Source organism: Leeuwenhoekiella marinoflava DSM 3653, assembly GCF_900129005.1.
GTDB classification, from domain to species: domain Bacteria; phylum Bacteroidota; class Bacteroidia; order Flavobacteriales; family Flavobacteriaceae; genus Leeuwenhoekiella; species Leeuwenhoekiella marinoflava.
Window position 1 is genome coordinate 51,963 of sequence record NZ_FQUN01000008.1, and the last position, 13,250, is coordinate 65,212.

The 13,250-nt window shown below is 35.8% G+C and carries 13 protein-coding genes; 8 read left to right on the forward strand and 5 right to left on the reverse strand.

The window, feature by feature from the left end; all coding sequences use genetic code 11:
* Window positions 1–178: 178 nt before the first annotated feature.
* From BUB91_RS07660 to BUB91_RS20990, 8 genes are all read left to right on the forward strand, one after another.
* Entirely contained in the window at window positions 179–1,144 is a 966-nt protein-coding gene (locus BUB91_RS07660) for an SDR family NAD(P)-dependent oxidoreductase (RefSeq protein ID WP_073098652.1), read from the forward strand.
* A gap of 9 nt (window positions 1,145–1,153) precedes the next feature.
* Window positions 1,154–2,140 carry an MBL fold metallo-hydrolase gene (locus BUB91_RS07665; protein ID WP_073098653.1) on the forward strand — a complete coding sequence of 329 codons (987 nt, stop codon included), beginning with the start codon at window positions 1,154–1,156 and terminating at the stop codon, window positions 2,138–2,140.
* A gap of 37 nt (window positions 2,141–2,177) precedes the next feature.
* Window positions 2,178–3,074, forward strand: coding sequence for a helix-turn-helix domain-containing protein (locus BUB91_RS07670; RefSeq protein ID WP_073098654.1), 897 nt, complete (start codon window positions 2,178–2,180; stop codon window positions 3,072–3,074).
* Between the two features lie 390 nt (window positions 3,075–3,464).
* The gene (locus tag BUB91_RS07675) at window positions 3,465–4,388 is read left to right on the forward strand and encodes an aldo/keto reductase (protein ID WP_449543906.1); all 924 of its coding nucleotides are present in this window, start codon (window positions 3,465–3,467) and stop codon (window positions 4,386–4,388) included.
* Window positions 4,389–4,513: 125 nt separating this feature from the next.
* The gene (locus BUB91_RS07680) at window positions 4,514–5,425 is read left to right on the forward strand and encodes a helix-turn-helix domain-containing protein (RefSeq protein ID WP_073098656.1); all 912 of its coding nucleotides are present in this window, start codon (window positions 4,514–4,516) and stop codon (window positions 5,423–5,425) included.
* Between the two features lie 493 nt (window positions 5,426–5,918).
* Complete coding sequence (locus BUB91_RS07685; protein ID WP_073098657.1) at window positions 5,919–7,190, forward strand: site-specific integrase; 1,272 nt, start codon at window positions 5,919–5,921, stop codon at window positions 7,188–7,190.
* A 65-nt stretch (window positions 7,191–7,255) separates the two neighbouring features.
* Window positions 7,256–7,813: a hypothetical protein gene (locus BUB91_RS07690; RefSeq protein ID WP_073098658.1), complete on the forward strand. Its 558-nt coding sequence runs from the start codon at window positions 7,256–7,258 to the stop codon at window positions 7,811–7,813.
* 15 nt (window positions 7,814–7,828) lie between these two features.
* Window positions 7,829–7,993, forward strand: coding sequence for a hypothetical protein (locus BUB91_RS20990; RefSeq protein ID WP_164917848.1), 165 nt, complete (start codon window positions 7,829–7,831; stop codon window positions 7,991–7,993).
* Window positions 7,994–8,122: 129 nt separating this feature from the next.
* On the opposite strand, the gene BUB91_RS07695 is transcribed toward BUB91_RS20990, so the two are convergent.
* From BUB91_RS07695 to BUB91_RS20995, 5 genes are all read right to left on the reverse strand, one after another.
* A complete protein-coding gene (locus BUB91_RS07695; RefSeq protein WP_073098659.1) occupies window positions 8,123–8,419 on the reverse strand; it encodes a hypothetical protein in 297 nt (98 codons plus the stop codon).
* 1 nt (window position 8,420) lies between these two features.
* The gene (locus tag BUB91_RS07700) at window positions 8,421–8,804 is read right to left on the reverse strand and encodes a hypothetical protein (protein ID WP_073098660.1); all 384 of its coding nucleotides are present in this window, start codon (window positions 8,802–8,804) and stop codon (window positions 8,421–8,423) included.
* A 329-nt stretch (window positions 8,805–9,133) separates the two neighbouring features.
* A complete protein-coding gene (locus tag BUB91_RS07705) occupies window positions 9,134–12,817 on the reverse strand; it encodes a phage tail tape measure protein (RefSeq protein ID WP_073098661.1) in 3,684 nt (1,227 codons plus the stop codon).
* Between the two features lie 9 nt (window positions 12,818–12,826).
* Window positions 12,827–13,072, reverse strand: coding sequence for a hypothetical protein (locus BUB91_RS07710; protein WP_073098662.1), 246 nt, complete (start codon window positions 13,070–13,072; stop codon window positions 12,827–12,829).
* Between the two features lie 5 nt (window positions 13,073–13,077).
* Entirely contained in the window at window positions 13,078–13,239 is a 162-nt protein-coding gene (locus BUB91_RS20995; RefSeq protein ID WP_164917847.1) for a hypothetical protein, read from the reverse strand.
* Between the last annotated feature and the right edge of the window lie 11 nt (window positions 13,240–13,250).

The window sequence follows — 13,250 nt, forward strand, 5'->3', positions numbered from 1 at the left end:
TCTTTTTTGTCCAATTATATTTAAAGTTTAAACCATTGTATCAGTAAATTCTGTATCTCGTTAATCACATAATAGCTTTTGACTAACACAAAAGTCGTTTCGGCTAAATCTGTTTTTAAAGGTTGAAGCAACTTTGCATCATCAGGAAAATTACCCGGAAAATAAAAACAGTTATATCATGGCTACAATACTAATCACAGGCGGACACAGTGGACTTGGGGTGTACTGCTCTAGGCTATTGGCATCCAAGCATCAATGCAACCTGATTTTGGCAGGTAGAAGCCCGGAAAAAATGCAAGACTTTTCACAAGCATTAGAGAACGATTATGAGGTGAAAGTTCACTTACTAAAAATGGACACTTCATCTTTTGCATCCGTAAGAGCAGGTGTTTCCGAATGCAAGAAAATGCTAAAATCTGGGGAGATCGAATCTCTCAATGGAATTATTTGTAATGCAGGAGTGCGTTTGAATGGGCAAGTTACCTATACCGATGATGGATACGAAACCACCTACGCGACCAATTATTTGGGACATGTTTTATTGGTTGAATTGTTAATAGACCTAGTTTCAAAAAAGGGGCGAATTGTATTTACTTCGAGTGGAACACACGATCCTGACACTGCGGATGGAAAAATGATGGGTGTGGCCGATAAAGCAACAGCTGTAGATTTGGCAAATACCGGAAAGAATGGTGAAAAACCAATTAATTTAGGCAAAATGTATGCTACTTCAAAACTGGATATCATACAATATGCTTATGAATTGAACCGGAGATTGAAAAAAGCTAATATTCCAATTACTATTATTGCGTTTGATCCTGGAGCAACACCTGGCACAGGTTTTTTAAGAAATATGCCTCCATTAGTAGCATGGTTAGCAAATACTTCATTTATGAATTGGGTGATGAAGCAAATGGGGATAACAAAAAGTACAGCGGACTTTTCAGGAGCATCATTGGCCAAAATTACTGTTGAACCAGCTTACGATACTGCTTCTGGAAAATATTTTCAAGCCAATAATAGTCAATTGATTGAAAGACCTTCATCAAAGTTATCATATGACGAAAAAAGAGCAGCTAAACTTTGGAAGGATACTCAAAAGCTGATTCATATTAAACCTAGTGAAACAATTTTGAATTTTTAAAGAAATATTATGGCTTTAAAGAAGCACAATCCAAATTTATCCTTTGTGAAAGCCGGATGGACTGGAAATAAACTAAATGAAAAAGGTTTGTATACCAATATTCACGGTGATGATATCAAGGGATTTAGGGATGCATGGCGCATGTTACGCAATCCCAGCCCTCTTTCAAAACTAAAAAAAGGGCAAAAATCTCCTTTAATTTGGCAAACTGTTGAAGATATTTCAAACAAAAGTCAAAATGCTATTATACCACTAGGACATGCTTCTTTCATCTTCGATTTAAATGAAATCCGCTTACTCATAGATCCGGTTGTTGTACCAAATAAATTTTTGAAACGATACACAAAAGTCCCATTTGATATTCCTGAATTAAACAATGTCGATTATCTTCTTTTATCACATAATCATCGTGATCATATTGATAAAAAAAGTATTATTCAAGTATGTAAGTATAATCCGGGAGCTATAATCTTAACAGGATTAGAAATCGGCAAGCTTTTAAGAAAGTGGAGCATCAAAAACCAAATTCAGGAAGCGGGTTGGTATCAACGTTATGAGACTTCCAAAGAAATAGATATCGATTACTTACCCAGTCATCATTGGTCAAGACGTTGGCTGACGGATACCAATATCAATCTTTGGGGTTCTTTTATGGTACAAGATAAAGTTTCGGGGAAAAATATTTATTTTGCCAGTGATAGTGGTTATCAGAACCATTTTTCTGAGATTGGCAATGAATATGACATTGATATCGCGATGATTGGAGTAGGTGCCTATGAACCACAATGGTTTATGAGTTCCGCCCATACCGGACCAACCGATGCCTTAAAAGCATTCAAAGATTTGAAAGCGAAACGGTGGATGCCTATGCATTATGGCACTTTCGATTTAAGTCAAGAACCTGTCTTCTATCCAGAACAGGTTTTAAAGAAGCAGCATTCGAAAGAACTTGAGCAAATTTTATGGATGAAAATTGGAGAAAGAATTATCTTTTAGGTTGTAATTTACAACCAACTAAATTAAACTTTTAACTATGAAGCCATTAAGAGTAAAAACAATTTCAGAAGCACATCGGGTTTTTGGATTGCCACAACCTGAACATCCCCTGATTAGTGTCATTGATTTGGCTACAGTAGGAGCTCTTGAAGTACATAATGTACTATTTGACTTCTATACTATTTCCTTAAAAAGAGGTTGTCAAAATAAATTGTATTATGGACAACAACACTATGATTTTGATGAAGGTTTAATGATATTTGTTGCTCCTAATCAGGTTCTGAGAGGAGAAGAAAATCCTGATGGTAACAGTACAGGTTGGTCTTTGCTTATCCATCCGGATCTTATCTGGGGAACTTCGTTAGCAAATACCATTAACACATATGAATTCTTTGATTATGCAGTGAATGAAGCCTTGTTTCTTTCAGAAAAAGAAGAACGTATTTTGGAAGGAATGATTCACAACATTAAAACGGAATACCAATCTAATATTGACAAGTTCAGCAAGCAGATTATCATCACTCAGATTGAAAGTCTTTTGAGTTATTCCGACCGGTTTTACCACCGACAATTTTTAACAAGAGAGCGAAGTAATTGTCAAATTTTAGATCAACTGGAATTCTTGTTGAATGATTATTTTAATCAAGAAGACTTAATAACAAAAGGCCTGCCAAGCGTACAATTTATCTCTGAAAAGCTGAATGTTTCTAAAAGTTATCTACGAAGCTTGCTAAAAAATTTGACCGGACTTTCTACCCAACAACTCATCCATGAAAAGCTGATTGAAAAGGCCAAGGAAAAACTGTCTACCACAGAGCTTTCCATTTCGGAAATTGCTTACGAATTGGGCTTTGAACACTTGCAGTCATTTAGTAAATTATTTAAGGCCAAAACCAATCTCTCCCCAATAGAGTTTCGGCAGTCATTTAATTAGAATTATCTGCTGTTTTTTTATCCTACTTACTGGTAACGGAGAATAAAAATTCCAGTGTATAATATAGCTTTTGTAGTAGAATACGTGATGCGGATTCTCGCCCGGATTGTCTTTATCCTTGGAGACAGCAAATCGCCCCGTAATCCGCTAAGTAATATACAATTTGCCATTGGCAGCAAGGCTAAAAACAAACTACTGAAGGAATCAATAATGTCTTAAACCCTTACAATTTTACTACAACAACTACCAATTCGGATACATTTCATAGAATAACTTTGAAGAATTTTGTACTTGAAAATGAACTTATTTTAGAAACAATTAATAGTAATTATGCAAAAGAGAAAATTAGGAAGTAGTGGATTAGAAGTTTCCGCATTAGGCTTTGGCTGTATGGGTTTAAACTTTTCTTACGGCAAAGGAATTGAGAAAAAAGAAGCAATAACACTGCTACGCAACGCAGTTGAAAAAGGAATCACATTTTTTGATACAGCAGAAGCATATGGTCCTTTCACCAACGAAGAAATTCTTGGCGAGGCATTTCAAACAGTACGCAAAGATGTAGTTATCGCAACAAAATTTGGTTTTAAAGATGCCATACCATCAGCAGGTTTAGACAGTAGACCTGAAACTATCAGAGCAGTAACCGAAGCATCTTTAAAAAGATTAAAAACAGATTACATTGATTTACTTTATCAGCATAGAGTTGACCCTAATGTTCCAATAGAAGATGTTGCAGGAACAATAAAAGACTTGATACAAGAAGGGAAAGTAAAACATTTTGGTTTATCGGAGGCTGGTGCAAAAACTATTCGGAAGGCACATTCAATTCAACCTGTAACAGCATTACAAAGCGAATATTCTTTGTTTTGGCGTGAACCCGAAAATGAAATCATACCAACTTTAGAAGAGTTAGGTATTGGTTTCGTTCCGTTCAGTCCTTTGGGCAAAGGTTTTCTTACTGGGGCAATAAATGCGGACACAAAATTAGAGGATATCGATCGCAGAAATATCATTCCTCGTTTCAGCAAAGAAAATAGAAAAGCCAATCAGGTTTTAGTAGATGAACTTTCAGAAATTGCCAATCAAAAAAATATTACAACAGGACAATTAGCATTAGCTTGGCTTCTGGCTCAAAAGCCTTGGATGGCACCAATTCCAGGGACTACAAAATTGCATCGTTTAGAAGAAAACATAGAAAGCACAAATATTGTATTAACAGTCGATGAGCTTGCCTTAATAAACAAAACAGTAAGTGCAATTACACTTGTGGGAGACCGCTATCCTAAAGTTTTAGCAAAACAAATAGACAAATAATAAGCAAAAAAAGTGTAAGCAACTATAAAGCGTGTGCAAAGTATTTAATTACTTTGCACACAACACTTTATACGGTAAACGAAAGGTTACCTCTGTCGAAATAAAATTGATTAAATTCATAAACTATGCAACAACAGTTGAACATCAACCCCATTAAAAGTATATCGCAGCTTGCGCGAATATTGGGACTTCCTGCACCATTGCATCCACTGGTTACTTTGGTTGATTACACTAATGTTCCGATTAAAGTGTTTCCAAGAGGGCAAAAAGTGAGTTTTGATTTTTATAAAATTTCCTTTAAACCTACCTTCACAGGACACCTAAAATACGGACAGGGACATTACGATTTTGAAGAAGGTGGATTGGCATTTTTGAAGCCAAAACAAATTGTTTTTTCACCCGAAGAGGCAGAAAGCTATGAAGGAATCGCTTTGTATTTCCATCCGGACTTTATACGTAATTATCCTTTAGGTAAAACCATCAATCAATATGGCTTTTTCTCTTATAATGTTACTGAAGCCCTATGTTTATCAGCAAAAGAAAAAGAGGTTATAGCTAATCTATTTTCTTCAATAGCCAACGAATTGGATAACAATATTGACAATTTTAGCCAAGATGTCCTGGTTTCACAAATAGAACTACTTCTGAATTACAGTAATCGTTTTTACAACAGGCAATTTATTACACGAAAAGTAGTCAATCACGATATCATAAATTCTTTAGATAAACTTTTAAATAACTATTTTGAAAAAGATAGTTTGCAAGATGGCTTACCGTCTGTTAAACATATCAGCACCGAATTAAAATTATCTCAACGCTATTTAAGCGATATGCTACGTTCACTAACAGGATTAAACACACAACAATACATTCAGAACGCGGTTATAGAAAGAGCCAAAGAAAAATTATCAACCACCAATCTTTCCGTTTCAGAAATTGCTTACGAATTAGGTTTCGAGCATTCACAGAGTTTCAACAAACTGTTTAAAGCCAAAACAGAATTAAGTCCATTAGAGTTTCGGGCAAGGTTTAATTGATTGTTCTTATATCTTAATTTTTTTAAAAAGTCCTTATATATTAAATCTATGAAATCATTTAGGATTGAATCAACTTTTATATAATCAATATACCTTATTTATCGCACCAATTTTGACTTAAAATAGTTTACTCCATAAGGTTCGAATCCCATCAACTTAACTCTCTAAAAAAATTGAACCAGCTGTAAATATTTCATTATTCATGGTTTTAACAAGAAAAGAATGAAAATTCTTAAATAAAAAACACAATTGAGAAAAAGTAGGATACTGAAATAGTATCCCTTTTGTGACCCCGGAGGGAGTACCATCAACACAAAACGCATAATCAACAAAAGTCACTAAAACACATTAAAAACACTTCGAACCCAATATATACAGGGCTTTAAAGCAAACACCTGTTTTTGTATATGTTCGCATACATTTGTTTTTATTATTATTTAGCCGTACAACTACCGTACAAATGTTATAAATTTGTATTGTAATTCAATTTTCCATGGCTACCGTAAATTTCCTTTATCGTTCTACAAAAGACGAATCCACTCTAAACGCTCGGCTTCTTTACCGGCTCAACAGTCCTGATTATCCAGAAGGTTATAAAGATTTTGTTTTAGGAAGTAAGACAAATATTCAAGTATCAAAACATTACTGGTCGAAGCTTCATAATAAGAGATCAAAGGATATTGAAATCCAAAACAAGCAGACTGAAATAAACAGCCAGACAAACGAACTTTCAAATTTTATTCTAAAGGCATTTGATAAAGAGCCGGAACAGGAACTAGATAAAAAATGGCTGCAGAATGTAATAAAAAACTATTACAGCCCTCAAGATGAGGAGCAGGCACTTCCTAAAGATGTAGTCAATTATCACGAGGCTTTTATTGATATGAAAGGAAGTGAATTAACTGAAGGAACTAAAAGGAAATATAGGGTAACAAAGAACCTTCTGATCCGGTATGAGAAAGAGATCAATTCAAAAGTCCTAATCAAAAATGTAAATCTTTCTTTCAAAAAGAGGTTTGAAGCTTACTGTTTAGATAAAGGTTATGCTCCCAATACAATTACCAGAGCATTCCGGACCATCAAAACACTCTGCCGTCATGCTAAATTTCACGGCTTAGAAACCAGTTACCAATTAGACAGTATAAAGAGCAGCTACCATAAAGTGCCTAATATCTATTTGAACTTTGAAGAGTTGGAGAAGCTTGAAAAAATAGATCCTGAAAAACTAACAGAGAGCTATGAAAATGTAAGAGACTGGTTAATTATTAGCTGCTACACAGGTCAACGAGTTTCTGACTTTATGAGATTCCATAAAGAGCAAATAAGAATTGAGAACGGTAAAAGCTACATCGAATTCACTCAAAAGAAAACTGGAAAAGTTATGACCGTTCCTCTACACCCTAAAGTATTAGAAACACTTGAGAAAAGAAATGGGGAATTTCCCAAAGCCATATCGGACCAGAGATATAACGACTACGTAAAAGAGGTTTGCAAAATTGCTGAAATCAATCAGAAAGTTACAGGCAGTAAAAAACTAGAGACTGAACCAGGTAGTAAGAAATACAGAAAGAAAACCGGTATTTATGAAAAGTGGGAACTCGTTAGTTCTCACATAGGCCGGAGGTCTTTTGCCACAAACTTTTACGGAACCATCCCTACAAGCTATCTAATCTATGCAACCGGACATTCTACAGAAGCAATGTTCCTGAACTACATAGGAAAGAGCAATAAAGATTTAGCTATTGAAATGACAAAGTTCTTTTGATTACAGATAAGCGTAAAACTTTTACAATTAGATAGTTTACATTTCACAACAACAAAAAACCAATTATGAAAACACTTTACATTTTAGCAATCTTATTTTCTCTGAGCGTTTCAGCTCAGGCTCCCAAATTTGAACTAACCCCTCAAGGTTTTACAAGTGCCAGTGATCCAGAGCAAAACTATTTAGTAATTGAATCCCCGGAACTAGATCAGGCTCAAGTTTATAAAAAAGCCCTCACCTATCTTCATTCGATATACAGCAATCCTGATGAAGCGCTTAGCGTTATTGAAAATGAACAGATAACAGTTGCCGGATACGCGCCTAATAGCATTCACAGAAACGGGATGCACGTGTTCGATATGGACTATAACTACATCTTAAAATTTAAAGATGGAAAATTGAGAATTGACGCTCCTACTTTTGGACTGACCACTTTTACAGATCACAAGCAAGTATTACATTTAGTATGGACTAAATTCAGTTTTAATGGTTCTGATTTGGGGATCTACGGAAAGAAGGATAAACTAAAATCTGACAGAGCAAAAGAAGATTTAGAGAATCATTTCAACGCGATAGTCGCAGGAATATTTGAAGCTATTAACAGCGCAGGTGATGACTGGTAATTAAATAACAAATATATGAACCCATACCTCCAAATAGCAAGAGAACACCTCAGCATTGAGGATTTAGAAATGCTCTTAAAAGAAAAAAGGGGCAACTCAGCTGAGCATATGACCTATGAGCAAAGTAGAGCCGCTTACTACGGTGAGCAATTTAAAAAGCTGCATAGACGTAAAAGTTAGCAGGAAAGATTTTCAATTAATAAGTTACGAAAGGGAAAATTTCCCCATTCCTAAAATCTTAATTCAATTTGCAACACATTTCTTTTCAGAAACAAAATAATACAAATAAAATAAGCCTCTAAATGAGGCTTATTTATTTTTGCTTATATACTCTCCTTCTTTCCAATCTTTATGCTTTTCGCACCACTCTAAAAGGCCTGTTATAAATTTAAATTTGATAGCTTGAGCCATAGCGGTTTCAAAACTCAACTTTTGATCAATATGCCTTATTAAAACAAAACGCTTATGAAAAGCTTTATTTCCTTTTAAAACAAAAGAAATACTATTACCAGAAGTTAATTTGCTATCTACATCAACCTTTCCACTACTAATAATTTTTTCAACAATAAAATCAACGTCAACTTTTGGGTGATATTCTGAACTCATATTAGCTAGCTAAATCAAATTTTTGAGCAAATTGATCGCCAGTACTAAATATTTGATTAAATACACTATTTTTAGTGTCAAAGTTCATTACAGTAGTAGCACCATCTTTTTTACCAAAACTCCAACCTAAAACTTTTAAGTCGTTTTCTAAACCTTTTCCAAATTTCTCTGAACTTAAACAAAAAAGCTCGATTGCTTCTTTAATTGCAGCATCAGCATCAACAACATCTTTTGCAATTGTTTTAAGCCCAAGTAAAGGTATATCAATAGATATAGTTTCATCATCGTCATTATCTTTATCCCATATAGGCATAAAAACAGTAACAGAAGTTAAAGCGTTATCAACACCTCTTTCTATTTCAATATTTGCTTCGCTATTTTTCATATTAGTTTTATTACTTCTTGTAAAAGCAGTATGTAAAAATACAGTATAACTTATATATGTGTAAACAAGAACGATACCTTTTATCTATCATGCTATATAACAAAAAAAGGATATAACTATAGCTTTACATTCTCATTTATCACCTGTAAGTTAATATATAATTTTAGTTATACTACAAACAATATCTATACCAACTACAAATCATCTTACTTCGCCTTTAATTACAGATGTTCTAACGAACACAACTAAATATCTTTTAATTCCAAAATAAAAAACACTGACGGCATTTATACCGTCAGTGAAAAAAAACAAAACCAACTAAAGAAAAATTAACCTCCTGCTTGAAATTGTAGAATCGCTGACTCAATACTTGCGAATCGTCCGTCAATACTTTCTAGGTATCTGTTGTATCTGGTGTTTACGCTTATTTCAGCTAGATATATATTAGCCTGCTGGTTGACCGTTAGCATTTGACGTTGATCCAACCTAACAGCATTTAAAGTACCTGCTAAAATATTTGCTGTGTCTTCTGTAACTGAAGCTATAGCACCGCTTAACCCCTGTTTAGATGTATCGGCACCTAAAGAGCCAATACCGGTATTTTCCAGTATGTCATTAATCGCGTCTAAGTCAGTTTGAGCGCCTGTTATTAGTGTGTTGTAAAAATTTCTAAGCCTTTCGATATCTGCTGAACTATAACTACCGTCTGATCCTGCCTCAGCAAATTCTTTATAAAAGTCCTCAACTTGATTAGCAAGAAAGTTGATTTTGAAATTATTCAATAAGGCTTCTTGCATCATTACCCCAAAGTCATCGGCAAAGTCTGAGGCTGCTCTTTTACCGTTCCGGAATCCTTCAATAATACTATCGGTAATTGACTGAGACGAAGTGCCGGTATAAATTTCGTTGAGTTCTGCTTGCAGTTCCTGAGCCTCTCTTTTTAACTGCTTTGCCTGCTCTGCAAATTCTTCAAGTTTCGCGGCATCTGTACCACTTCCTTTGCCTTTTTTCCCTACAGTTAACCCTAAAAGTTTAACCTGCTTTTCTGCTTCTTTTTCGGCTCGCTCAGCTCTTTTAATATCCTCTTGCAACTGCTCAAGGTTCTTTAATTGGTCCAGTCTACTTGTGATCTGGTCGCGGCCTACACTTTTAGAAATGACATAATCTAAATCGTCAATTGCTGAATTCAGGCTTTTAATGGCTGCCTCAAATTTTGCAGTATCAGAAACAACCTCAACAGTTAACGCGCTATCTAATACTTTTAGCCCTCCGGAAACAATATCAACAACATTACCTGTCGCAATCCCTTTACCTAGTTGTCCTGCACCGGCTGCAACTCCTGCGAGTTGATCTACTAATTTTGCGGTGTCCTCATCTCCGAATTTTGAAAACAAAGAAGATACCTGTCCTAGTATTCCGGCAATTTCATTTCCTGTCTGCTGAATATTATTACCTAACTCTTCCTGTGATCTGGATATTTCTTCATTATAAGCGATTATCTGATCCTTTGTGAGTTCTTCAGATTTTAGTTTTGTCTTTAGCTTTTTGATATGTGCCCGCAATTCACGGTTATTCATATCGAACAACTTGTCTTGAAAATCGCCGTTAAGATTCTCTACATCATTAAGATATTTCTCAGCCTCTTCTAACTCTAATCGTCTTATCTTAATTCGCTCAGCTAATGCTTTACGCTCTTCATCGGTCTGGGCTGCGTAAAACTTTTCGTATAGGGTTCTTAATTGTCGATCAATCGCATTTATAGAAGTAATATCAATTTCAAAGTCAACCGGTACCGTAATTGGCTGTAGACTATTTGGCGAAGTCACAATACCTCTATTTAGGTTGATACCTTCCTTCTCAGCCGATAAGGCTATTTTTTGCTGTTCAGCAAACACCTTTGTTTTATCTAACTGATTCTTTAGGAATTCACCGTAATCAGATCCCTGCTTTAAAAGTGTTTCAAACTGAGCATCTGCAATCTCTTTTCCTATTTGCTTAACTACGGCCTCGTACTTTTCATACTCCTCCTTATTCTTATTGAGCATTTCAGTAAATGCATCTTTCTTGGAGTCTCCACCAGATCCACCTTTCGGAGTATAATCAGTATTTAAAAGGCGTTGGCGTTTTAAAGCATAGTTTCTAACCTCATCAATCTCACTTTCTAAAAATGGCTTTAGTGAAGGAATATCTTTTGCCAGGTCTATAGATTCTAAAGTTTCAAGTATTTCCTTTCTAGCATCTACCAAGTTTTTAGTGTCTGGAAATTGATATTTTTCAAATGGCTTCAATGCTTCCAGAGAATTAATTGCAGCAACTTCTTTCGCTATCTGCTTAAACCCTTCCGCGTTGTCATAAGTAAGACGTTTAATACGTTGAAGTTCATCTTCCTCCTTGTCAAGCTCATTATTTGCTTCCCTAAGCCCTCTACTGTAAAGATTTATAGCATCGTTAGCAAAGTTTAGATCAGCAATCAAACGCCCTCCCTTTCCGAATGGGTTTGCATCTAATTGCTTGTTGAGCTTTCCTAGTATTTCAGTTGGTGAATCGCTGTAACTGAAATTCAGTTTTATATCTTCTTCAGCTGCGTAAGTTTTAATCTCCTCTACAAGCTTATAGAATTCTGAAACGCTTTGCTCATAAAGTCCTTTTTGAGTTGCTTTATTATTTTGAGCATCTATAACCTTTTGATTAAGTCCGCTTAGTTTTAATCTTCTGTTTTGCTCGTCATTGATATCAGAAAGAGCTTGCTTAACCTTTTGAAGAGTTGTTTCAAGGTCATCATTTTTAATCTTATCCAGATCAATACTCTGAAGGTATTCTGGATACTGATCTTCTAATTTTTGGATCAGCTCAATCTTTTCAGCGTACGTAGTGTTTGTATCTAAAATGCTGGATTGTAAAATATTGAATTCATTCGCTTGTTTACGTATGGCGTCGTTGTAATTTTCGGTATCTGCAATTGCGCGATTAAGAAACTTTGCCAGCTCATTACTTACATCTAAAGCGGATTCCCCTATGCCTCTCGTAATGGCTTTAATTCTATTCCCTAGTAAACCTAATTGATTCACATTTGAAGAAATATTTCTTTCAAAGGCCTCTTGTGAAGCTCCGGCTGAATTACCTAGATCTTCTAAGTCCTGAGCTGCACCCTTCGCGTTTTCTCCGGTAGTTGACAGAATGGCCCCCATAGCTTCAACGCTTCCGGTCAGCTCCTTTAGCTTGTTCTGGCTTCCTCCGGCTTCGTTATAAACTGCCTGGAATGCGTTTTGAAGCGTTAGGGATTCAGAAGCCCCATCTCCCAGTACTTTAGTAGTAGCTTCAATAGCTGCTCTGATTTGGGTCATAGCTTGTGCAGTTGGTACACCTTGCTTTGTAAGTGAAGCAACTGCGGCCAATACTTCTCTAAACTCAAAACCGGAAGCAGCCGCCAATGGTGCTACCTGAGATAAAGAACTCGATAACTGCTCAAAGTTGGTCTTTCCTAACTTTACGGTCTGAAATAAAGCATCTGCAACGTCTTCTGCATCTTCTGCACCTAACTTAAATGCGTTTAATACAGTTGTAATACCGTCTGCTGCTGTTTCGGTTGTGGTTACACCTGCAGTTGCGGCCTTAGCTGCTGTTTCAAGTAGCTTTAAACCTTCCGCACCATCATAACCGGCACTAACAATCTGGTAGTAAGCCTTAGCAAGTTCAACGGGTCCGTCTGGGCTGATCTTACTTAGATTAAAAACCTTTGATGAGATATCGTCAAAATTATCCTGAGTCGCTTTTGAGATTGTTTCAACCTCTTTCATAGCCTTCTCAAAATCCTTTGCCAATTGAAATGAATCGTTTGCTATGGCAGTAAAGGCAGTAGCCGCCCCGAGCAATAAGCCTGCGAATGGATTAATGCGGCTTACAGTGCTTGCTAAACCTCCTATAATTCCCTCAGCTTCTCTCGCTCCCTGTTTAAGCCCATCGTTATTTATGCCACTGGCAAAAAACAAACTGTTACTCCCCCGTACTGCCATAACTGTAAACTATTTTAAAGAAGAGATTCCGATTTGAAGAACCTCATCATCTGTGTAATCGTCAATATTAGCCGTGAACATTAAGAACTTATTAAGCTCTTGGTCATCGGATTGAAGAGCGCTACTATTGACTAAGTTTTTAAACTCTTCTTTTCTTCGCTCAATTTTCTCAGAATTACGTCTAAATTGTATCTGAGTGATTCGGTAAGCGACTAGGTCTTTTGCTATTTGTTTTATTTCTTCTTGTGCTGTCATAACTATTATTTTTGCATTCCACTCATAACTTTTTGAACAAATTCTTTTTTGTCCTTCTCTGAGGTTTTGCTTTTCTCAGATTGCTCTAATCGTTTATCGATTGAGTCCATTCGTTTGCTTAATCCTTTAACTGCTTCAAGGATTGCTTCTCCTGTTTCTTGGTTCATTTTTTAGGTAT

Excerpts from the sequence above, each read along its gene's own strand:
- BUB91_RS07660 (WP_073098652.1), top strand. The coding sequence starts at position 179 with ATGGCTACAATACTAATCACAGGCGGACACAGTGGACTTGGGGTGTAC.
- BUB91_RS07665 (WP_073098653.1), top strand. The coding sequence starts at position 1,154 with ATGGCTTTAAAGAAGCACAATCCAAATTTATCCTTTGTGAAAGCCGGA.
- BUB91_RS07670 (WP_073098654.1), top strand. The coding sequence starts at position 2,178 with ATGAAGCCATTAAGAGTAAAAACAATTTCAGAAGCACATCGGGTTTTT.
- BUB91_RS07675 (WP_449543906.1), top strand. The coding sequence starts at position 3,465 with ATGGGTTTAAACTTTTCTTACGGCAAAGGAATTGAGAAAAAAGAAGCA.
- BUB91_RS07680 (WP_073098656.1), top strand. The coding sequence starts at position 4,514 with ATGCAACAACAGTTGAACATCAACCCCATTAAAAGTATATCGCAGCTT.
- BUB91_RS07685 (WP_073098657.1), top strand. The coding sequence starts at position 5,919 with ATGGCTACCGTAAATTTCCTTTATCGTTCTACAAAAGACGAATCCACT.
- BUB91_RS07690 (WP_073098658.1), top strand. The coding sequence starts at position 7,256 with ATGAAAACACTTTACATTTTAGCAATCTTATTTTCTCTGAGCGTTTCA.
- BUB91_RS20990 (WP_164917848.1), top strand. The coding sequence starts at position 7,829 with ATGAACCCATACCTCCAAATAGCAAGAGAACACCTCAGCATTGAGGAT.
- BUB91_RS07695 (WP_073098659.1), bottom strand. The coding sequence starts at position 8,419 with ATGAGTTCAGAATATCACCCAAAAGTTGACGTTGATTTTATTGTTGAA.
- BUB91_RS07700 (WP_073098660.1), bottom strand. The coding sequence starts at position 8,804 with ATGAAAAATAGCGAAGCAAATATTGAAATAGAAAGAGGTGTTGATAAC.
- BUB91_RS07705 (WP_073098661.1), bottom strand. The coding sequence starts at position 12,817 with ATGGCAGTACGGGGGAGTAACAGTTTGTTTTTTGCCAGTGGCATAAAT.
- BUB91_RS07710 (WP_073098662.1), bottom strand. The coding sequence starts at position 13,072 with ATGACAGCACAAGAAGAAATAAAACAAATAGCAAAAGACCTAGTCGCT.
- BUB91_RS20995 (WP_164917847.1), bottom strand. The coding sequence starts at position 13,239 with ATGAACCAAGAAACAGGAGAAGCAATCCTTGAAGCAGTTAAAGGATTA.